We start from the raw sequence: 19728 nt of genomic DNA on the forward strand, positions 1-19728 counted from the left end.
CAGCAGGAGCGGCCCTCAGCGGTCGGCGTCTCCGCCGGCCGAGGACGCACCCTCCTCCGCCGAGGCGTCGGCACCGCTGGCACCGCTGGCACCGTCGGCACCGTCATCGCCGTCGGCACCGTCAGCACCGCTGGCACCGTCGTCGCCGGGGCACGGTTCCACGACGGGAAGGACACCGGTCTGCATGTCGACCTCCGCCTCGGGGTCGGTGCCCTCCGGCGGATCGAACTCCTCAACGTCAACGACGGCGTGATCCTTGCGGCCGTACACCCACAGCAGGATCTCCAGCGGCTCGCCGGTGACCTTGAGGATGCCCTTGGCCTTGGGCCCGGCCGTCGTGCCGGCGAAACCGGGAGCATCGAAGATCAGGTGCTTGCCGATCGACAGCGCCTGCGGCAGCACGAGCATCTTCAGCAGCGGCCACACGCTCATCTGCATATCCCACGACAGGCGGCGCGGCTTCCACTCATCGGCGGCGCGGCGCACATCCTCGTGGTGGACGAGGAACTCCGCGGTGTTCATCACCCGGTCGACCGAGGACAGCTTCGCCGGCGACCACATCGGCGCGCCCTCGGCCATGAGCCCGACGAGCTGTTCGAAGGGCATCTCCGTGAACTCCGACTCCGCCGAGCTCGCATACCGCTCCAGCGGCGGGAAGCGCTCCGCCAGCTGCGGCGCCGCATTGCCCGGCAGCGCGAGCGGGCGCCGGTCGCGGATGACGAGGTGCACCGCCAGATCCCGGACCGTCCAGCCCTCGCACAGGGTCGGCGCATCCGGTCCGACATCGAACATCAGCCCAGCCAGGCTGAGCCGTTCGTCGCGAGCGTAGTTCTTCCTCATAGACTCAGTCTGCCGTCTGGCCGGCCACAGCGTCCACACTTGCAGGCGAGTGTCTGGCGATCTTCTCACTGAATGAGTCCTCGACCGCCGTGCGCAGCGTCTCCAGGAATTCGGCGACCCGGCTCGTCGACCGGTAGTCGGCCAGATCGTCACCGCGGGTCGGGCCGTCGGTGACGATGACGGTCGGCTTGCCGTCCTCCGCCGCCTGCTTGAGGAACCGCAGCCCCGAGTGCACCGCCAGCGACGTGCCGGCCACCAGCAACCCGGCCCCGGCAGCGACCGCAGCGGTGGCGGCATCGACGCGGTCGCGGGGAACGGACTCACCGAAGTACACGACATCGGGTTTGAGGATGCCGTGGCAGATCGGGCAGTCCGGGTAGCGGAATCCGGCGGTCTCATCGAGCTCGACATCGCCGTCGGGGGCCGTCTCGATATCGGCCAGCTCGACCTCCAGCTGCTCACCGAACCCGGGATTGAGCGCCGTCATCTCCTCCTGCAGCCAGGCGCGGGCGAAGACCCGCCCGCACTGCAGGCAGATGACCCGGTCGAGGCTGCCGTGCAGTTCGATGACCGAGCGGGAGCCGGCCGCGGTGTGCAGCCCGTCGACGTTCTGCGTGATGAGCGGACCGAGCCCGAGGCGGGCGAGCAGTGCGTGCCCGCGGTTGGGGCGGGCCTGGCGCATCCGCGGGTAGCCGACCCAGCTGCGTGCCCAGTAGCGGGCGCGCTGCCGGGGATGGGAGAGGAAGGTCTGGAAGCTCATCGGAGTGCGCTGCGGAGAGTTCGGGCCGCGGTAGTCGGGGATGCCGGAATCGGTGCTCATCCCCGCGCCGGTGAGCACGGTCCACGACTGCCGGTGCGCCGCCGAGGCGGTCTGGGCCGAGGCGGCGCCGACCTGCTGGCCAGCGAGGGAAGCAGCGATGACGGCAGCGATCTGCTCATCGCTGTGGCTCGGCTGCGGGGTGCGGGCCCCGCGCAGCGGATCGCGGATGACGGCCATGCACGGCAGTCTACCGAGGCCGGCAGACGCGCCCCCACCTCGGGTGCGGGACGGCCGGAAGCGGGCCGAGGCCTCGGGGCCGGGGCAGCCGGAAGCGGGCCGAGGCCTCGGGGCCGGGGCAGCCGGGGCGGCCGGGCGGCCGGGCGGCCGGGCGGCCGGGAGCGAGCATTCACCTCGGGCGCGGTCGTCAGTACAGCGGGGGTATGGCACGTGTACTGCTCGTCCACCATTCGCCTTCGCCTGCAACGGAGCGGCTCGCCGCGGCCGCGCGCGCCGGGCTCAGCATGCCCGAGCTCGAGGACATCGAGGTCGTCGAACGCCCCGCGCTGGAGGCCACCGCCGCCGATGTGCTCGCCGCCGACGCCTATGTGCTCGGCACGACGGCGAACTTCGGCTACATCTCCGGGGCGCTCAAGCACTTCTTCGACACCACCTACTACGCCACGCGCGAGCAGACCGCCGGGCGGCCGTTCTGCTACTGGATCCACGGCGGCTACGACACGACCGGCGCGGAGAAGGCAATGGAGGCGATCACCACCGGATTCGGCTGGCAGAAGGCCCACGCGCCGATCGCCTTCACCGGCGAGGTCGGCGAGGAGCACCTCGGGCAGGTCACCGAGATGGCCGCCACGGTCGCCGCGACCGTCATGTGAGCGGCTGCGACTCCCACGCCCGAGGCGGGGATCCCGCGCCCGAGGCAGGGGCTAGCTCTGGCTGTGCCCTTCCCGAGGTGGCTTATCCCGCACCCGAGGTGAGGGTTCGCCTCCCGAGGCGGGCGCCGGTCAGGTGCGGATCGCGTCGATGATCCGGATGCGGGTGGCGAAGAAGGCCGGGATGAGGCCGGCCAGTCCGCCGACCGCGAGCGCGACGGCCATGCCGACGGCCGCAGCCGAGAGCGGGAACGGCGGCGCCTCGGCCAGCCCCTCGAACAGCACCGCGGCGACGAACGGGTTGCGCAGCAGCAGGATCGCCATCATGACGCCGATGAGTCCGGCGACGAAGGTGCCGACGACGCTCTCCATCATGACGGCGAAGAACACCCGGCCCGGTGTAGCGCCGAAGCTGCGGCGGATGCCGATCTCGCGGATGCGCTGCTGGATGGTGACGACGGCAATGTTGATCATGCCGAGCACGCCCATCGCCAGGATGATGCCGGCGATCGCGAGCAGGATCGTCTTGATGAGCTCCAGACCGGTCTCACCGTCCTCGCCGTAGTCGCTGCGCTCGACGCTCGCGACGCCGAGGCTGCCCTTGAAGGCCGCGCTCACCTGCTTCTGCAGCTCCTCGAAGTTGTCCTCGGGCACCCACAGCTCGAACCGCAGCGACGAATAGTCGGGCTGCTCGCTCATCACCGGCATGTGCTCGGGCATGAACATCACCGTGCGGCCGCCGAAGACGCTGTCGCCCTGCACCGCGCCGATGATGGTGGCCGTCGTCCCGGCCGGGGTCGTCAGCGTCGTCGGCAGGTCCGCCGGGCTGATGCCGGAATCCTCCAGCAGGTTCGTGCTCACCACCACCGGCGGGGACATGTTCTCCTTGTCGCTGGCTTCGAACCAGCGACCGGCCACGAGGATCTCATGGCGCATGACGCGGTAGTCCGGGTCGACGGCACTGAGGTCGACCTCGTGCGGGGTGCCGTTGATGGCCACCGCACCGAAGCCCTCGGAGACTGCGGTGATGTAGCTGATGTCGAAGCGCTCGGCCTCGGTCTCGAGCTTCCTGCGGAAGGCCGTGTAGTCGGCGGCGCTCTGCAGGTTCGGGGCGCTGAAGCTCAGCGTCACCGGACGGCCGGCGAGGCGTTCGAAGGACTCCATCTGCACGCGTTCGGTGATCGCGCCGAGCGCGACGACGAGCGTCAGCGCGCACACGGCCACGCCCACACCGATGAGCGAGAGCAGCACCCGCAGCTTGTGGATGCGCAGCTCCTGCCAGGCTTCGGCCAGCAGTGAAGCGATCGCTGTCATCGCGCACCTCCCGGGAGGTGCGAGCCGGTTTCGAGGTCGGCGCCGGCGCCGAGGTGGGCAGCGACTTCTGCTGCCGTGCTCGCCTCGAGTGCGTGCAGCCTGCCGTCGGCGAGCTGGAAGCGCCGGCCGGCCATCGCGGCGATGGCCGGATCGTGGGTGATGGTGATGAGGGAGCAGTCGCCTTCGGCGGTGATCTCCTCCAGCAGCCGCATGACCGAGCGCCCGGTGTCGACGTCGAGCGCGCCGGTGGGCTCATCGGCGAGCAGCACCCGCGGGGACCGCACGATCGCCCGGGCGATCGCGACCCGCTGCTGCTCACCTCCGGACAGGGAGATCGGCAGCTGGTTGAGCCGGTGGCCCAGGCCCAGCCGTTCGAGTGCTTCGGTGGCGAGCTTGCGGCGCTGCCAGAACTCCGCCGGCGTGCCGTAGAGCAGCGGCGCTTCGACGTTCTCCAGCGCGGTGCGCCCGGGCAGCAGATTGAACTGCTGGAACACGAACCCGATGTCCCGGCCCCGGAGCCCGGCGGCCTTGCGCTGGGAGATGCGCGACACCTCGGTCCCGGCGAAGTGCATCTCACCGGACGAGGGCCGGTCGAGCAGGCCGAGGATGTTGAGCAGGGTCGACTTGCCGGTGCCGGAGCGGCCGACGATGCCGACGTGCTCGCTGGGGAAGACATCGAGGTCGACGCCGGTGAGGATGTCGAGGATGCTGTCGTTGGGCAGCCGCACCGAGCGGGTGACGCCGCGCAGCTGCAGGATCGGGGCCGGCAGCGGCTGTGTGGTCGGGCCGGCGCTGTCAGCGCTGGGCAGAGGCTGTGTGGTCGGGCCGAGGTTTGGTTCAGTCATCGGGCGCTCACAGGCCTTCGCCGACGTACTGCTCATCGAAGCCCTCATCAGGGTTGACCTCCGGCTGCGCGCCGGGGACGTAGGCGGCGATCGTCTGGCCCTCGTCGAGGCCCTTGACGATCTCGACCATCTCGCCGTCGCTCAGGCCGATCTCCACCTTAGTCTCGACCTGCTCACCGGCCTCGTCGATGACCCACACGCTGCCCTCGCCGGTGGTGCCGCGCACGGCGGTGGCCGGGACGGTGAGCACATCGGTGGCCGATCCCGCCTTGATCTCCAGGGACATGCTCAGGCCGTTGTAGACGGTGACGTCATCGGGCACTTCGCAGCTGAGCGACGGCCCGGAGCCGCCGCCGGAGCCACCGGAATCGTCTTCGCCCTCATCGACGGGCGCCTCCTCGGTGGCCCCGCCTGCAGAACCGCTGGAGCCGCCGGAACCACCCGCAGCGCCGCCAGCACCGCGATTGCCGGAGGCCTGGTTGAGGCGCAGGCCGCGGCATTCGAAGGGCTGCGGCCCGTCGGTGATGGTGACGGTGGCGGTGTCGGGCATGTCTGGGATGCGGTAGAGCTGGACCGGTTCGATCGAGGCGACCGCGCGGAAGGCCTTCTGTTCGAGGCTTGTGACGACAGCGCCGTTGGACACCTCATCGCCCTCCTCGATCGCGTAGTCGGCGACGACTCCATCGGCCGGGGCGACGACGTCGATGAAGCGCGGCCGCGGGGCCGGAACATCGGCCGGGGCGCCCTCGCCAGCGCCGCCGGAACTGTCTCCGGCACGACCGTCCGCTCCCGAGGCGGGACCCGGGTCATCGGGTGCCTCGCCTTCGCTGCGGATCTGGAAGAGCCTCGCGCCCTTCTTGACATCGCTGCCGGCGGGCGAGAACACGCGGACGAGGACGCCGGACTTCGTCGCCTTCACCTCCTTGGACGGCTCGACTTCGATCGAACCGTCGAAGGTGAGGGTGTTGGTCACATCGCCGCGGGTGACTGTTGCCTGCTGGGGCAGCACCTCGCCGGTGGCGGCTCCGCCGACCGAGTCGTTCTCCTGGGGCTTGAAGGCCAGCCAGGACAGCGTCACGGCGATGATGAGCAGCACCACCAGGTAGCTGATGGGCAGGACGATGCGGCGAAACACATGCATGCGAATTCCTCGGGGAACGTATTCGGTCTGCTGTCCGAGACCCAGGAATGGGTGCACGGACCCGCATGGGAATGCGGCGCGTGAAGCGAATCTGAGTCTAGGGATTCTGTGTGTCGAAAGTGTTGCGATTCTGTTTCACCACCGGTCACGAAACCGCAACGAACACTGTTCAGGAAGATCAGCAACTGTTGATACCACCCGAGCGCACCCCGGCTCCCCCCCTGCCGTCCGGCCGCGGAGTAGGGGCCGACGGGCCGCGCAGACGGGGCAGACGGGCCTTTCAGCGGGGCCGCCCGGCCACGCAGCGCGAACAGATCGGCTCGCACCGTTAGGGTAGAGGAGTGCTGACAGATGTGAGACACCTCACGTCAGCGCCGCTGGAACTTGCCTGCCAGGCATGAACTCCGGGAGGGTAAAGGGCGGTAATTCGACACGCAGATTCTCTGACACTAGGAATGAACGACAGTGAGCACTGACGATACGCAACACGAGAACGAACCCGACCACAGCAGCGACCAGCCGGCGGCAGTCGCAGCCGCACCCGAGCATCTGCGCGAGGAGGTCGAGGAGGCCGAAGATCTGCGGCTGCCGGACTACATGCAGATCGAAGACGAGGACGCCGATGCGCGGATCGTCGCGAAGCTCAAAGCCCAGGGCGTGCGGCTGAGCCCCAAGATCCTCATCGCCCCGGCCGTGTTCTGGCCGTCCCTCATCCTCATCGTCGGCGTCGCCGCGCTCGCGATCCTGTTCCAGGACTCGACGAGCACAGTTCTCATGAACACGCAGAACTGGATCGTCGAGAACCTCGGCGGGTACTACATGCTCGTCATCGGCGCGTTCGTGTTCTTCTCGATCGGCATCGGGATCTCGCGCTTCGGCAAGATCCGGCTCGGCAACGATGATGAGAAGCCCGAGTTCGGCCTGCTGTCATGGTTTTCGATGCTCTTCGCCGCTGGCATGGGCATCGGCCTGGTGTTCTACGGCGTCGGCGAACCGCTGACCTATGCGACCACCAGCCCCAAGCCGGGCTGGCCGACCGGCGGAGTCGAGCAGCAGCACCTTGCGATGGCGCAGACCTTCATCCACTGGGGCCTGCACCCGTGGTCGATCTACGCCGTCATCGGCCTCGCCTTGGCCTATGCAATCCACCGCCGCGGCCGCCCGGTGTCGATCCGCTGGGCACTCGAACCGCTCTTCGGCGACCGGGTGCGCGGCTGGGTCGGTGACGTCATCGACGTCATCGCGGTCTGCGGCACCGTCTTCGGCATCGCCACCTCGCTCGGCCTGGGCGTGCAGCAGATCTCCTCGGGCCTGGCCGAGATCGGCGTCATCAGCGACTTCGACGAGACCTTCCTCGTCATCCTCATCACCTGCATCACCTTCCTCGCGACCCTGTCGGTGGTCTCGGGAGTGGGCGCAGGCATCAAGTGGCTGTCGAACATCAACCTCTCGGTCGCCGGCCTGCTGCTCATCGCAGTCCTCATCTTCGGCCCGACGCTGTTCCTGTTCCAGAACTTCATCGAATCGCTCGGCATCTACCTGGCGAACTTCTTCAACCTCACCTTCGACGCCGCTGCCTTCACCGGCGCCGAGGGCGCAGAGTGGAACGCCGGCTGGACGATCTTCTATTGGGGCTGGTGGATCTCCTGGGCACCGTTCGTCGGCGTGTTCATCGCCCGCATCTCCCGCGGACGCACGGTGCGTGAGTTCATCGCCGGTGTGCTCATCGTCCCGACCCTCGTCGGCTTCTTCTGGTTCGCGGTGCTCGGCGGCACCGGCCTCCACCAGCAGCTGTTCGGCGACGCGGAGCTCGTCGACCCGGCCGAAGGCGTCGTCGCCGAGCGTGCGCTGTTCGACATGCTCTCCGGTCTGCCGGTGGGTGCGGTCATGTCCGTCATCGCGGTCCTGCTTGTGACGGTCTTCTTCATCACCTCCTCGGACTCCGGTTCGCTCGTCGTCGACATGCTCGCCTCCGGCGGCCACCCGAACCCGCCGATGTGGTCGCGTGTCCTGTTCGCGCTGCTCGAGGGCGTCATCGCCATCGGCCTGCTGCTGGCCGGCGGCCTGGAGGCGCTGCAGGCGGCATCCTTGGCGACCGCGCTGCCTTTCAGCATCATCCTCGTGCTCATCGCAGTGGCCACCCTGCAGGCCTTCCGCAAGGAAGATGTCCGCCAGGAGGCGCTGCGGCGTGCGATCGAGAGCCGCCAGGTCTCGGAGTACCTGGCCGAGGAGTTCGACGATGTGCTCGGCGATCAGGTCGATCACCGCGTCGACAACCGGATCGACTACCGCCTGTCGGCGACGAAGAACTTCTGGGAGCGCGGCCGCGGCCGCCGCGATGCAGAAGGCGAGTCCGACGTCGCCCGCCGGGCGGGCCGGCGCGGCGAGGACGACTGACCGTCCAGCACAGCTGACGGCATGGACCGCTGACTGTTCAGACCGCCGCTCCCGAGGCGCAGGCCCGGTGACGCTGCCCCGCACAGTTCCGACTGTGCGGGGCAGCGTTCAATCACGCCTCGGGCGGTTCGTTCACACCTCGGGTGCGGCGCTCCGGGTGGTTCGTTCACACCTCGGGTGCGGCGTTCCGGTGCTCCTCCATCGCATCGAGCAGCCAGGTCACGACGCAGTCGGCGAAGGAGGACCGCGGCAGCAGCCGCCATGTCTGCTCCCCCGTCTTGTGCAGGATCACCTGGGTCTGTGCCACATTCGTCGCCACCGCCGCACCGGTCGGGAACATGCGCGGGTGCAGGTCGATCGTGGCGCTCGACTCCAGCACATCGCGGGCGGCCGGTCCGTCGAGCTCGAGGATCGTGCGGTTGGCGGAGACGTCGATGACGTGACCGGCAGCGTCACCGGCGGCGGCCATGATCGTCTCCGCCGCCTCGGCTGCGGCTGTCAGCGCAGCGCCGCTGAGCGCCGCATCGCTGAGCACCGCATCGCTGAGCACCGCGAGGAACTCATCCGGACCCAGCCAGCAGATCGTCGCCGCCTCGCTGACCGTCACCTGCTTGACGGCAGCCGGCAGCGGCCCGAGGTGAGCCTCGACGGCCGCAGCCATCGGCGAACCGGGCTCGGCGCGGATCGCGAGCATCTGCGCGAACGGGATCTCCCGCAGCCGCACGCGCTCACTCGACCCGGCCTCCATGTCGGCCCGGCGGTGGGCGGCGGGGCTCACCGGCCGCAGCCGCGGCGCTGTGCCTGGCCCGCCGGCAGCGTTCATCTCTGCTGTCATCTCAGCTCACTCCTTCGACGCCGTCGCGGCGCGTGTTCTCAGGGTCGAAGACGACCGCGTCTGCCACCTCGGCGGGGGCGAATCTGCCTCCGAAGCTCGCCACGACCGTCTCGCCGATGCGGTCGCGGCCGCCTTTGAGGAGGGCGAGCGCGAAGCTGCGGCCGATCGCCTGGGACATGTAGCTGGAGGTCACATGCCCGATCATCGGGATGGGCGCGGACGCCTCGGCCCGGCCGCGGGAGGCGACGACCGCCTCGGCGGCGGGAGCATCACCGGCAGCGATGAGCTGCGCGCCTTCCGGCAGCACGAGGTCCCGGTCGGCCGGCAGCAGGGCGACGAGGTGCTTGCGGTTGGGGTCGTGGTTGTGGGCGCGGGCGAAGGAGCGGCTGCCGACGAACTCCTTGCGCGTCGAGACCGCCCAGCCCATGCCGAGGTCGTGGGGGCTGACGGTGCCGTCGGTGTCCTGGCCGACGATCGGGAAGGCCTTCTCCGCGCGCAGCACGTGCATCGTCTCGGTGCCGTAGGGGGTGATGCCGTGTTCGGCGCCGGCGGCCTCGACGAGTTCGGCGACCGCTCGGCCGTACCAGGCGGGCACGTTGATCTCATAGGCGAGCTCGCCGGAGAAGGTGATCCGGCAGACCCGCGCCTCGATCGAGTCGCCATCCTGACCGGCAGCTCCGGTGCCGGGTGCATGCAGGCGGGCGGTGCGGAACTCCATGAACCCGAAGGCCTCCCGGCTGACATCGAGGTCGGGGAACAGCTTCGCCACGACCCTGCGCGACAACGGCCCGGCGACTGCGATCGTCGCCCACTGCTCCGTCACCGAGGTGAGGGTGACATCGAGTTCGGGCCATTCGGTCTGCGCATACTCCTCGAGGTGTTCGAGGACCGCAGCCGCGTTGCCGGTCGTCGTCGACATGAAGTAGCGGTTCTCGGCCAGGCGCAGCGACACGCCGTCGTCGATGACCATCCCATCGGCCCCGCACATGAGCCCGTAGCGGCCCTTGCCGACGGCGAGTTTGAGAAACCCGTTGGTGTACATGCGGTTGAGGAACTCCGGGGCGTCCGCGCCGCGGATCTCGATCTTGCCCAGCGTCGAGGCGTCCTGGAAGCCGACCCGCTCTCGCACGGCAGCGCATTCACGGGCGACCGCCGCATCCATGTCCTCACCGTGCTGGGCGAAGTAGCGGGCGCGCTTCCACTGGCCGACATCTTCGAACACCGCCCCGCGCTCCACCGCCCAGAAATGGGTGGGCGTCAGGCGCACCGGGTCGTAGAGCTCCCCGTGCGAGCGCCCGGCCAGGGCTGCGAAGGACACCGGCGAGTAGGGTGCGCGGAAGGTCGTGACGCCGAGCGCTCCCATCTCGGCGCCGAGCGCCTGGGCGATGACCCCGTTCGTCACGACCGAGGACAGGCGGCCCTGTTCGGCGCCGGTGGCGATCGAGGTGTAGCGCTTGATGTGCTCGACGCTGCACATGCCGGCATTGACCGCCCGGATGGCGTTGCTCACCGATTCGTCGCGCTGCAGGTCGAGGAAGCAGGTGTCGAAGGCGGCGTTGTCATCGGCCCGGTCGCTGCTCGGCAAGCGGGTCGCGCCCAGCCACACCGGCCGGATCTCCCCGCAGGCGGCGTACCGGTCAGCGTCCGTGGGCTCCGCGAGCACCGCTCCCGAGGCGCCGGCCGGGCTGCCGTGTGCACGCACCCAGGCAGTCGCTGCGGCAGCGGCCGCGCCGGCCCGGGCGCCTTCGGCCAGGCACAGCGCGGTGGCATAGGTGCCGCGCACGGCACCGGCCAGATGCTGGTCGCGCACCGGAGCGCTCGGCACGAAGCCGCTGAGCGCCTCATCCCAGTGCAGCTGTCCGCGTCGCTGCGAGTGCAGGTGCACGGTCGGTGTCCAGCCTCCTGCCATGAGCAGCAGATCGCAGCCGGTCTCCTGCTGCCCTGCAGCCGCGACCAGGGTGCCGTCGAAGGGGCCGAAGCGCACGCCGGTCACCCGGCCGTCGGTCTCGCCTGGGGCTGCAAGGTCGCCAACGGCGCCGCCTGCGTCCGCCAGCGAGGCGGTGACCGCGCACCCGCGGTGCACGGTGTTCCCGGCCGCTTCGACCGCCTCGGCGGCGGCAGGTGCGGTCCGAGAATCGATGACCGTCACCTCGGCGCCGGCCTGCGAGAGTGCCAGGGCGAGGCCGTAGGGCGCATCATTGGTCGTGGCGATGACGATCTGCCGGCCGGGCAGGATGCCATAGCGGTGCAGCCAGCTCGCCGCCGCCGAGGCGAGCATGATGCCGGGCCGGTCGTTGTCGGCGAAGACGAGCGGGCGCTCCAGCGCACCGGTGGCGAGCACCAGCTGATCAGCGGTGATGTGCCACAGCCGCTGCCTGGAGATGCCCGGGTGCGGTTCGCGCAGGTGGTCGCGGCGGGACTCGACGGCGGCGAGGTAGTTCGAGTCGAAGGATCCGGCGACCATGGTGCGCAGCAGGATCCGGCATTCCGGGGCGGCGTCGAGTTCGTCGCGCACCTCGGCGATCCACTCCGCTGCCGGCTGACCTTCGATCGTCTCCTGCGAGGCGAGTGCGCGGCCGCCGAGGCGGAAGTCCTGTTCGGCCAGGATCACCCGCGCTCCTGTGCGCACCGCTTCCCGCGCGGCGGCGAGTCCGGCCGGGCCGGCGCCGACGATGAGCACATCGGTGAAGGTGTTGCGCTTGTCGTAGCGGGCCATGGTGCGCGCCCCCGGATCGGCGGGCTCGCCGGGCTGCGGGGCGTCGAGCAGCCGGCCCAGACCGGTGAGCGTCCGGGCGGTGATGCCCGGGGCGAGCTCGACCATGGTGGCCTGACGCATCGTCTCGGTCGCCCCGTCGATTCTCGTCTCGACGAAGGCATTGGGTTCGGCGGTGCCGCAGGCGATGATGCCGCGCGGGCGGGACCGGTACAGCGAGTCGCCGCAGCGCAGCCGGCCGTTGGCGATGAGAGCCGAGGCGAGAGTGTCGCCGGCGACACCGGTGAGCGTCTCGCCGTCGAGTTCGAAGGTGATCGGGGCATCCGGGTCGATGCCGGTCGCCGGCAGGCGGGGGTCGCAGGTCACGGCTGGTCCTCCTTTCGGGGGCTGTGGGCGACGCCTCGAGGGCTGCGGTCGTCCTCCCGGGCGTTCTCCGTGCCCGAGGTGCCGACCGCCTCGGGTGCGGTGGTGAACTCATTGCTCAGGGTGTCGCGGGTGATGGTGAGCCATCTGCGGCAGCCGGCGGTGTGCACCCAGCGTTCGCGGAACTGACCGCGGGGGTTGTCGCGGTAGAAGAGGAAGCGGCCCCACTCGGCGTCGGTCAGCTCGGCAGCATCGGCCGGGTAGGCGATATCGGCTTGGCCGCCGTAGTGGAACTCGGTCTCCATCCTGGGCCCGCAGTGGGGACATTCGATGATGAGCATGAGATCTCCTGAAGTCTGGACGCCGGTCAGTGGGCGACGCCGGCGGCACCGTGTTCGTCGACGAGTGCGCCGGTGGTGAAGCGCTCGAGGCTGAAGGGAGCGGCGAGCGGGTGCGGCTGGCCGGTGGCGATCGTGTGGGCGTAGACGAAGCCGGCGCCGGGGGTGGCTTTGAAGCCGCCGGTGCCCCAGCCGCAGTTGACGTAGAGCTGCTCGACAGGGCTCAGGCCCACGACCGGGGAGGCGTCCACCGTGACGTCGACATTGCCGCCCCAGGCGCGCAGCAGGTGGGCGCGGGCGAAGATGGGGAACAGCTCGACGGCGGCCGCCATCTGGCGTTCGATGACGTGGAAGGAGCCGCGCTGACCGTAGCCGTTGTAGGCATCGACTCCGGCTCCCATGACGAGTTCGCCCTTCTGCGCCTGGGAGACGTAGACGTGGACGTGGTTGCTCATGACGACATTGGGGTGGGCGATCTCGTGCAGCTCGGACACGAGCGCCTGCAGCGGCCGGGTCTGGATGGGCAGGCGGAAGCCGGCCAGCTCGGCCAGGGTCGAGGAGCTGCCGGCCGCAGCCAGTGCGACGGACGCAGCGCCGATCCGGCCCCGGCTCGTGTGCACGCCGGTGACGCGGCCGTGGTCGATGTCGAAGCCGGTGACCTCGCAGTTCTGGATGATGTCGACGCCCAGCTCCGAGGCCCGGCGGGCGAAGGCCCAGGCGACCCAGTCATGCTTGGCGATGCCGCCTCGGGCCTGGTAGGTGGCGCCGAGCACCGGGTAGCGCAGGTTGTCGTCGATGTTGATGATGGGGCACAGTTCCTTCACCTGCGCCGGTTCGACCCATTCGGCGTCGATGCCGGCGAGGCGGTTGGCTTCGACGCGGCGCACGGAATCGCGCACCTCCTGCAGGGTGTGGGCGAGGTTGAGGACGCCGCGCTGGTCGAAGAAGACGTCGTAGCCGAGTTCGCCCTCCAGGCCCTCCCACAGCTGCATCGAGTGCTCGTAGATCGCCGCTGATTCGTCCCACAGGTAGTTCGAGCGGATGATGGCGGTGTTGCGGGCCATGTTTCCACCGGCCAGCCAGCCGCGTTCGAGGACGGCGACGTTCGTGATGCCGTGGCGGGCGGCCAGATAGTAGGCGGTCGCCAGACCGTGGCCTCCGCCGCCGACGATGACGATGTCGTAGCTGCGTTTGGGCTCCGGACTGCGCCACATGAAGTCCGGGTGTGCCGGCAGCACGCGCTGATTGTGCATGGTGCTCCTCTCCCACGCTCAGTCGCCGGGCCCGATCCACCCCTTGATCGACGACTGATATATCAATGTGGGATCACACTAGGGTATGGTGGGTATCCCGTCAAGAGACCGCGGCCCCGACGACAGGAGAGATGTCCATGCCCGATGCGAGCTCCTTGGCTGCCCAGGCCTATGCGCGGCTGTGCGATGCGCTGGTGATGCTCGACATCGGCCCTGGTGAGCCCATCCGCGAGGCGGATCTTGCAGCGGAGTTCGGGATCGGGCGGACGCCGCTGCGCGAGGCGCTCAAACGCCTGGAGAGCGAACACCTCGTCGTCTCATATCCGCGGCGCGGGACCTTCGCCAGCCAGGTGGAGATCGCCGATCTCGTCGACATCTCCGAGATGCGCATGATCCTCGAACCGCTTGCTGCCCGGCGCGCGGCCGCCTGCCAGGATCCGCAGCGGCTGGCCGAACTGGAGGCGCTGGCCGCTGAAGCCGGGGCGATCAACAGGGATGGCGCTGACGGCAGTGGAGCTGACGAGCACGGCGAGAGCGGCGGCAGCGGCGAGAGCGGCAGCGGCGGGAGCGGCGGCGGCGCAGACGAGCACAGCGCGGGCACGGGTGTCGACGCCCGGGCGCTGCTGGAGTTCGACACCCGGGTGCACCGGGCGATCTACGCAGCTGCCGGCAACCGGCATCTGACCGAGACGCTCATCCGGCTCGACAATCTCGCCACCCGCATCTGGTGCATGCTCGCGCTGCGGCTGCGCCGGGTTCCGCAGCATGTGGGCGAGCACGTCGAGCTGCTCGGCGCGATCCTCGACCACGACGGTGAGCGCGCCGCCGAACTTGCCGCCGCCCACGTCAGCCACTTCGAGACGATGGTCCGCACCGCCCTCAACGCCGGCGAGCTCTGAGGCCGGGCTTCCGGAGCCTCGGGCTCCGGAGGCAGGAACCGGGCGACAGAAGGCTGGAGCCAGGCGGCAGAAGGCTGCGCGGCAGAGGGCTGGGCGGCAGCACGGAATACTCACCGGGCCCGCGCCGTTATCGCAGGTGTACGCACTCAACCCGATGGAAGGAGCATCATGGCCCTGTCCGATAAGAAGGTTGCATTCCTGCTCACCCGCGGTGTTGAGCAGATCGAACTCACCAGCCCCCGCCAGGCCCTCGATGAGGCTGGCGCGCAGACGTTCATCGTCTCGCCGAGCGAAGGCACGCTGCAGGCGATGGAGGGCGACTGGGAGCACGCCGATGTCTACGACGTCGACGTCCCCGTCACCGAAGCCGCCGCCGACTACGACATGCTCGTGCTGCCCGGCGGCACACTCAACGCCGACTCGCTGCGGCTGAACGAGGATGCCTGCAGGCTCGTCGAGGATTTCTTCGCCGCCGACAAGCCGGTCGCCGCGATCTGCCACGCCCCGTGGATCCTCGCCCAGACCGGCCTGGCCAAGGGCCGGAAGCTCACCTCATACGCTGCCGTCAAGGTCGATATGGAGAACGCCGGCGCGCAGTGGGAGGACTCCGAGCTCGTCATCGACGGCAACCTCATCACCTCGCGCAATCCGGGTGATCTTGAGGCCTTCAACAAGGCGCTCATCGACACGCTGTCGGCCTGATCCGGTGATGCCCAGGCGAGTGCTGCGACAGCAGCGCACCCGCACACACCGATCGCCCGGGTGCTGCACCATGCAGCACCCGGGCGATCGGTCATTCCCGAGGTGGAAGTCCCGTTCCCGAGGTGAAAGTCCCGTGCCCGAGGTGGGATCAGCTGCCGGAGACGGCGGCCGCGAGCTTGTTGAGCGACTCCTCGAGTTCGGCTTCGCTGACGGCGGGGAAGATCGAGGCGAGCTTCTCGTCTTCGACCTTCGACCAGTCGTAGGTGAGCGTCACCTCGGTGGAGTCGGCACTGAGCGGGCGCAGCTCGTAGAGCCACTCCCAGCCGGCCGGGTTGTCCTTGTTCTTCTCCTGCGCCGGCTGCCAGCCGACCATCTTGTCCTGGTCGAAGGCGGTGACGTGGTTGTACATCTGGTAGTCGCCGCCCATGTGCTCGGCGTGCATGTTCATGATGAATACCTCGCCGACTGCCTGGATGCGGTCGGAGGTGTCATCGGAGCGCACCATGCCCGAGCCGTCGAACTCATGGTGGCGCTCCGGCAGGCTGAGCAGATTGAAGATCTCCTTAGCCGGCGCATCGATGGTGCGGGTGACAGTGACGTTCGTTGCGTTCTCAGTCATGTCTCTCACTATGCCGCCTGCACACGGTGAGGACAAGAGGTCATGGCATGTGAATGCGCAGGACTGTCAGGATTCTCAGCCGCCGGCAAGGTGCCGGTCAGGCAGTACGGGTCAGTGTCGGCTGGTCAGGCGGTGTGGGTCAGTGTCGGCTGGTCAGGCGGTGTGAGCCAGCCGGTTGCGGTTGACGAGGGTCAGCACGGCGATGGTGTCCTCATCGGCGTCGAGCCGATGCGTCTCCTGCGGAACATCGGCAGTCTCCCCGGCGCTGAGGTCAGCTGATGTGCCCGATTGTCCGGTCAGCGTCGCAGCGCCTTCATGGATCGTGATGACGGCTTCGCCTGGATTGGGGTGATCCGCCAGCTGGGCGCCGGCGCGCATCGCGATGAGGATCTGCACGATGGCGGCGTTGTCCGACGCGATCCGCTGCGTCGCCAGCTTTGAGGGCGCTTCGGCGGCGCGTTCGAGGAGTTCGGTTCCGGCATCGGTGATCGAGAAGGCCATGTGCCTGAGTGTAGCTGTGCACCGCAGCGGCCGGAAGAGAAGCGGACTGCGGGCCAGTGCCTGAGGGGACGCGACCTGAGGAGATCGGAGTACCCTGCTGCTATGTCGTTTGCGATCTCGACCCCGGAGCCCTCTGACAGCCCTGACCTGCAGCTGATCCGAGGCATCGCCGCTGTGCACAACACCGGCTGGCGCGAGGCCTACGGCACCCAGCTGCCCGCGCGCTTCTATGACGACACTGCCCTCGCCCGGCGCATCGAGATGTGGACGAGGGTCCTCTCCACTCCTGATGCCTGCTTCCGCACCCGCGTGGCCGTCACCGCCGACGCAGCCGCCCAGCCGGAGGTGCTCGGCTTCGCGATCGCCGGGCCCTCACGCGATGCGGACTACGTCGGCACTGAGCTCTCAGCGATTTACGTGCGCGCTGCTCATTACGGCACCGGGGTCGGGCAGGCACTGCTCGATGCGGCCCTCGGCGGCCAGCCGGCGATGCTGTGGGTGGCTGAGGACAACCGGCGCGCCCGCGCCTTCTACACCCGCAACGGGTTCAGCCCCGATGGGCAGCGCAAGGTCGATGAGCAGCTGGGCGGGCTCGCAGAGATCCGCATGACCCGGCAACGGGGCTGATCACGGCAACCGGGCCACCGCCTCGGGAGGGGTGACCCGGCCACCACTCAGGGAACGGCAACCGGGCCACCACCTCGGGAAGGGTGACCCGGCCACCGCCTCGGGAGGGGCTCAGCGGCGCCGGTTCTTCGCCAGGTTCACCCGCATGAGCATGAGCAGGGCCAGCGCTCCGGCGAGCACCACGATGATGCCGACGGCGATGCCGACCCACAGCAGCACGGTCTTGAGCGTCGAGGAGCCGCCATCGGAGCCGCCGTCGTCGCTGGCCTCGTCCTCACTGTCGTCACCGGCGCCGGCGGCGCCGGGACCGCTGATCGGGTCGCCGACGACGTCCCAGCTGATCGTGTACTCCCCTGGCGTGCCGTAGGCGTCGCCGTGGATATCGGAGTAGCTGAAGGCGAAGTAGTAGAAGCCGTCGAAGCTCGACCGCGAGGTGAGGAACTTCGGGTCGTCTTCGTCTTCGAAGTTGCGCGGGTTGACCGGCACCGCGGAGTTGAGCGCGAGCGATGTCGCCTCACGCCGGGAGGAGTAGGCATGACCCGTATCGCCGTAGACGTACTCCGCACCGGCGAAGTCGTGGGCGCCGTCCTCACCCGGGCGCACCGACTGCACCTCCTGGCGCAGCGGGTTGAGCATCCAGAGGTTCGGGCTGCCGGTCAGCCGCGCGTCCTGTCCGGGGACCTCGAAATCGGCGCGCACGCGGATCTGCTGTCCGTACTTGACCGGCACCTTGAAATACTGGACCTCGCCGACATTGATCTTCGAGGTCACCGCCGGATCCGTAAGCTCCGGCGCGGTGCCGAAGGAGGTCCCGCCGCTGAGCGCGGTCGCCTGGTCACCGGGCTCCGGCAGGAAGTCGAGCTGCTCCGGAGCGGTCAGAGGATCCGGGAAGTCATCGGCGTTCGTCTGCGGCTGGACGACGAGGTTGAGCTCCAGTGGGAAGGGGGTGTCCTTCGTCTGCTCGCTGCCGCCGGTGCGCTCGACGGTGACGATGTAGTCCCCTGCCGAGGTGAAGCACGCCGAACCCTCGGAGAAGCCGTTGTCCGGGCCGATGGGGCCGGTGTCGACGGAGGCGGTCGGCGGCAGATCGCCGAGGTTCATCGCACTGGCCAGCGTCGTGTCGCTGCGCCTGCAGTTCTCCTCCTCCGCAGCGCTGACGACCAGGTTCACCGCATCATGATCCACCTGTCCGGAATCCGACCACGGCTGGACCATCGTCGCTGAGAGCAGTCCGCGCTCGCCCTCGCCGAGGTGGAACTTGTAGCTGCGCATACCGGTCGACTCGGTGATCTTGCCGGTGGCCGAGAGCAGGCTGTCGAGGTACTGGCCGGGCTGGATGTCGACGGCGGACTCGCGGTCCTCACCGCCGGTGATCGGCGTGCCTTGGGTCTCATAGCCGGTGAGCGCGGCACGTGCGGCAGCCCGCATCGAGGACTCCAGGCTCTTGGTGTCCTGGGCATCGGCATAGGTGCCCTGCGTCTCATCGGCGATGCAGGTGAGCTCCTTGCGCGCCTGCTCATCGACGCGCAGGCCGACGGTGTGGATCTTGAGGTCGATGCCGTCCTTGACGAGCTCCTTGGCCACATCGCACGGCGGCGGTGGGGCGCAGGTGTCCTCACCTTCGGAGAGCAGCACGATGCCGCCGGAGCCCTCGCCGGGCAGCTCCTCGGCGGCCTTCTTCAGCGCTTCACCGATCGGGGTGTAGCCGGAGGCCTTGATGGAGTCGACCTGCTTCTTCAGCCCGTCGTGGTCGATCGGCTCGACGGCGGAGAGCACTTCGATGTCCTTGCAGCCTGCGTCCTTCTCCGCATCGGAGCTGCCGGTGTTCATGCCGTAGGCGGTCAGGCCCACCTGCGCATTGTCGTTGAAGCTGTCGATGACGGTGTGAGCGGCTTCCTTGGCCGCCTCCATCCGGGTGGTGCCGTCCTCATCGACGTCGGCGGCCTCCATCGAGCCCGAGGCGTCCATGATGATCATGACCGGCTGGGTCGTGGCCTCGCCTGAGTCGCCGCCGTCCTGAGAGCCGCCGGAACCGCCGTTCTGGGTGGCGCCGTTGTCCTGGGTGGCGCCCGAGGCGGTGAGGTCGGTGGCGCCCGAGGCGGTGAGATCGGCGGCGCTGGCCGCGACCGCCTCGGCTGCGGTGACCTCGGCGGCGTCGGTGGCGCTCGCCTCGGCCGCACCGCCGGCGATCGGAAAGCTCAGGGTCAGGGCACACGCGGTCAGCACCGTGGCGATGCGTTTGGGAAGTCTCATCAGTCGTCCTTCATCATCACTGAGTGGATCTGCCGATCTCGGCGGCGTCCTGCCGATCCGCGGCGAGCGCAGCGGCCAGCGGGCAGCCCGGTTCCGTGTCAATGTACCTTGCCGAGGCGCCGTTGAGGGTGACGAGAGGATGCATTCATGTGTCAATCTCGTGACACTCGGCCCGGTTCCTCGCATTCACCGCCGTGCTGGGGTTCAATGCCGGTTGAGAACGCCATCGCGGAAGGGCTTCCCCCTTTTGACTTCGCGTCAGCGACTTGCAGCGCTTGCTGCATGCACGACTGTCGGCCTGGGCGCACTTGCCGTCGCCCCAGCTGCCGCCCACACCCTGTTCCAGGAGCAGAGCCTGGTCTCTGCCGTTCCTGCCGGCTATTCCGGATCCGGTGTCAGCGCCGCCTCGCCGCTCGGCGCCGCGGGCGCAGCCGAGTCCGC

18 protein-coding genes are annotated in these 19728 nt (G+C 69.1%); 5 read left to right on the forward strand and 13 right to left on the reverse strand.

All coding sequences use genetic code 11. The features are described from left to right. Nucleotides 1-15: 15 nt before the first annotated feature. Both ACFFN1_RS03255 and ACFFN1_RS03260 read right to left on the reverse strand, forming a co-directional pair. Nucleotides 16-840 (reverse strand): TIGR03085 family metal-binding protein, encoded by an 825-nt coding sequence (locus ACFFN1_RS03255; RefSeq protein WP_376838550.1) that lies wholly within the window; start codon nucleotides 838-840, stop codon nucleotides 16-18. A 4-nt stretch (nucleotides 841-844) separates the two neighbouring features. After that, a complete protein-coding gene (locus ACFFN1_RS03260) occupies nucleotides 845-1837 on the reverse strand; it encodes a Sir2 family NAD-dependent protein deacetylase (RefSeq protein ID WP_376838552.1) in 993 nt (330 codons plus the stop codon). A 203-nt stretch (nucleotides 1838-2040) separates the two neighbouring features. Between ACFFN1_RS03260 and ACFFN1_RS03265 the strand changes: the two genes are divergently transcribed. After that, on the forward strand, nucleotides 2041-2490 hold the full coding sequence (locus ACFFN1_RS03265) for a flavodoxin family protein (protein ID WP_376838554.1): 450 nt from the start codon (nucleotides 2041-2043) through the stop codon (nucleotides 2488-2490). A 129-nt stretch (nucleotides 2491-2619) separates the two neighbouring features. Here the strand turns inward: ACFFN1_RS03265 and ACFFN1_RS03270 are convergent, their stop codons facing one another. From ACFFN1_RS03270 to ACFFN1_RS03280, 3 genes are read right to left on the reverse strand one after another with little or no spacing between them, the layout of a single operon-like run. Further along, a complete protein-coding gene (locus ACFFN1_RS03270) occupies nucleotides 2620-3801 on the reverse strand; it encodes an ABC transporter permease (protein ID WP_376838556.1) in 1182 nt (393 codons plus the stop codon). Continuing rightward, on the reverse strand, nucleotides 3798-4646 hold the full coding sequence (locus ACFFN1_RS03275) for an ABC transporter ATP-binding protein (protein ID WP_376838558.1): 849 nt from the start codon (nucleotides 4644-4646) through the stop codon (nucleotides 3798-3800). The genes ACFFN1_RS03270 and ACFFN1_RS03275 overlap by 4 nt, the downstream gene beginning before the upstream one ends. A 7-nt stretch (nucleotides 4647-4653) precedes the next feature. After that, entirely contained in the window at nucleotides 4654-5787 is a 1134-nt protein-coding gene (locus ACFFN1_RS03280; protein WP_376838560.1) for a permuted SH3 domain-containing protein, read from the reverse strand. Between the two features lie 549 nt (nucleotides 5788-6336). On the opposite strand from ACFFN1_RS03280, the gene ACFFN1_RS03285 reads away from it, so the two are divergent. Next, nucleotides 6337-8184, forward strand: coding sequence for a BCCT family transporter (locus ACFFN1_RS03285; protein ID WP_376838608.1), 1848 nt, complete (start codon nucleotides 6337-6339; stop codon nucleotides 8182-8184). Between the two features lie 166 nt (nucleotides 8185-8350). Here ACFFN1_RS03285 and ACFFN1_RS03290 read toward each other — a convergent pair whose 3' ends face one another. Genes ACFFN1_RS03290 through ACFFN1_RS03305 form a run of 4 tightly spaced genes read right to left on the reverse strand, consistent with a single transcriptional unit; the run spans nucleotide 8351 to nucleotide 13686 of the window. Continuing rightward, on the reverse strand, nucleotides 8351-9019 hold the full coding sequence (locus tag ACFFN1_RS03290; protein WP_376838562.1) for a sarcosine oxidase subunit gamma: 669 nt from the start codon (nucleotides 9017-9019) through the stop codon (nucleotides 8351-8353). Nucleotide 9020: 1 nt separating this feature from the next. Further along, entirely contained in the window at nucleotides 9021-12098 is a 3078-nt protein-coding gene (locus tag ACFFN1_RS03295; RefSeq protein ID WP_376838564.1) for a 2Fe-2S iron-sulfur cluster-binding protein, read from the reverse strand. Next, complete coding sequence (locus ACFFN1_RS03300; RefSeq protein ID WP_376838566.1) at nucleotides 12095-12436, reverse strand: sarcosine oxidase subunit delta; 342 nt, start codon at nucleotides 12434-12436, stop codon at nucleotides 12095-12097. The genes ACFFN1_RS03295 and ACFFN1_RS03300 overlap by 4 nt, the downstream gene beginning before the upstream one ends. A gap of 26 nt (nucleotides 12437-12462) precedes the next feature. Further along, entirely contained in the window at nucleotides 12463-13686 is a 1224-nt protein-coding gene (locus ACFFN1_RS03305; protein WP_376838568.1) for a sarcosine oxidase subunit beta family protein, read from the reverse strand. A 137-nt stretch (nucleotides 13687-13823) separates the two neighbouring features. Here ACFFN1_RS03305 and ACFFN1_RS03310 point away from each other — a divergent pair, with 137 nt between their 5' ends. Both ACFFN1_RS03310 and ACFFN1_RS03315 read left to right on the forward strand, forming a co-directional pair. Then, nucleotides 13824-14585, forward strand: coding sequence for a GntR family transcriptional regulator (locus tag ACFFN1_RS03310; RefSeq protein ID WP_376838570.1), 762 nt, complete (start codon nucleotides 13824-13826; stop codon nucleotides 14583-14585). Nucleotides 14586-14753: 168 nt separating this feature from the next. Continuing rightward, nucleotides 14754-15287, forward strand: a complete 534-nt coding sequence (locus ACFFN1_RS03315) for a type 1 glutamine amidotransferase domain-containing protein (RefSeq protein ID WP_376838572.1) — start codon at nucleotides 14754-14756, stop codon at nucleotides 15285-15287. Between the two features lie 148 nt (nucleotides 15288-15435). Here ACFFN1_RS03315 and ACFFN1_RS03320 read toward each other — a convergent pair whose 3' ends face one another. Both ACFFN1_RS03320 and ACFFN1_RS03325 read right to left on the reverse strand, forming a co-directional pair. Beyond that, nucleotides 15436-15906, reverse strand: coding sequence for an SRPBCC family protein (locus tag ACFFN1_RS03320; RefSeq protein ID WP_376838574.1), 471 nt, complete (start codon nucleotides 15904-15906; stop codon nucleotides 15436-15438). A gap of 153 nt (nucleotides 15907-16059) precedes the next feature. Beyond that, the gene (locus ACFFN1_RS03325; RefSeq protein ID WP_376838576.1) at nucleotides 16060-16407 is read right to left on the reverse strand and encodes a cupin domain-containing protein; all 348 of its coding nucleotides are present in this window, start codon (nucleotides 16405-16407) and stop codon (nucleotides 16060-16062) included. A 102-nt stretch (nucleotides 16408-16509) separates the two neighbouring features. Between ACFFN1_RS03325 and ACFFN1_RS03330 the strand changes: the two genes are divergently transcribed. Further along, nucleotides 16510-17034: a GNAT family N-acetyltransferase gene (locus ACFFN1_RS03330; RefSeq protein WP_376838578.1), complete on the forward strand. Its 525-nt coding sequence runs from the start codon at nucleotides 16510-16512 to the stop codon at nucleotides 17032-17034. A 111-nt stretch (nucleotides 17035-17145) separates the two neighbouring features. On the opposite strand, the gene ACFFN1_RS03335 is transcribed toward ACFFN1_RS03330, so the two are convergent. After that, entirely contained in the window at nucleotides 17146-19287 is a 2142-nt protein-coding gene (locus ACFFN1_RS03335; protein ID WP_376838580.1) for a vWA domain-containing protein, read from the reverse strand. Between the two features lie 16 nt (nucleotides 19288-19303). Next, nucleotides 19304-19432, reverse strand: a complete 129-nt coding sequence (locus ACFFN1_RS03340; protein WP_376838582.1) for a hypothetical protein — start codon at nucleotides 19430-19432, stop codon at nucleotides 19304-19306. Nucleotides 19433-19728: the final 296 nt, after the last annotated feature.

This window comes from Brevibacterium otitidis, assembly GCF_042429315.1.
GTDB lineage: Bacteria > Actinomycetota > Actinomycetes > Actinomycetales > Brevibacteriaceae > Brevibacterium > Brevibacterium otitidis.

Bases quoted from the DNA above. Each gene is read 5' to 3' on its own strand.
- ACFFN1_RS03270 (WP_376838556.1), bottom strand. From the start codon at position 3,801: ATGACAGCGATCGCTTCACTGCTGGCCGAAGCCTGGCAGGAGCTGCGC.
- ACFFN1_RS03260 (WP_376838552.1), bottom strand. From the start codon at position 1,837: ATGGCCGTCATCCGCGATCCGCTGCGCGGGGCCCGCACCCCGCAGCCG.
- ACFFN1_RS03320 (WP_376838574.1), bottom strand. From the start codon at position 15,906: ATGACTGAGAACGCAACGAACGTCACTGTCACCCGCACCATCGATGCG.
- ACFFN1_RS03300 (WP_376838566.1), bottom strand. From the start codon at position 12,436: ATGCTCATCATCGAATGTCCCCACTGCGGGCCCAGGATGGAGACCGAG.
- ACFFN1_RS03290 (WP_376838562.1), bottom strand. From the start codon at position 9,019: ATGACAGCAGAGATGAACGCTGCCGGCGGGCCAGGCACAGCGCCGCGG.
- ACFFN1_RS03280 (WP_376838560.1), bottom strand. From the start codon at position 5,787: ATGCATGTGTTTCGCCGCATCGTCCTGCCCATCAGCTACCTGGTGGTG.
- ACFFN1_RS03315 (WP_376838572.1), top strand. From the start codon at position 14,754: ATGGCCCTGTCCGATAAGAAGGTTGCATTCCTGCTCACCCGCGGTGTT.
- ACFFN1_RS03310 (WP_376838570.1), top strand. From the start codon at position 13,824: ATGCCCGATGCGAGCTCCTTGGCTGCCCAGGCCTATGCGCGGCTGTGC.
- ACFFN1_RS03330 (WP_376838578.1), top strand. From the start codon at position 16,510: ATGTCGTTTGCGATCTCGACCCCGGAGCCCTCTGACAGCCCTGACCTG.
- ACFFN1_RS03275 (WP_376838558.1), bottom strand. From the start codon at position 4,646: ATGACTGAACCAAACCTCGGCCCGACCACACAGCCTCTGCCCAGCGCT.
- ACFFN1_RS03265 (WP_376838554.1), top strand. From the start codon at position 2,041: ATGGCACGTGTACTGCTCGTCCACCATTCGCCTTCGCCTGCAACGGAG.
- ACFFN1_RS03305 (WP_376838568.1), bottom strand. From the start codon at position 13,686: ATGCACAATCAGCGCGTGCTGCCGGCACACCCGGACTTCATGTGGCGC.
- ACFFN1_RS03255 (WP_376838550.1), bottom strand. From the start codon at position 840: ATGAGGAAGAACTACGCTCGCGACGAACGGCTCAGCCTGGCTGGGCTG.
- ACFFN1_RS03335 (WP_376838580.1), bottom strand. From the start codon at position 19,287: ATGAGACTTCCCAAACGCATCGCCACGGTGCTGACCGCGTGTGCCCTG.
- ACFFN1_RS03325 (WP_376838576.1), bottom strand. From the start codon at position 16,407: ATGGCCTTCTCGATCACCGATGCCGGAACCGAACTCCTCGAACGCGCC.
- ACFFN1_RS03340 (WP_376838582.1), bottom strand. From the start codon at position 19,432: ATGCATCCTCTCGTCACCCTCAACGGCGCCTCGGCAAGGTACATTGAC.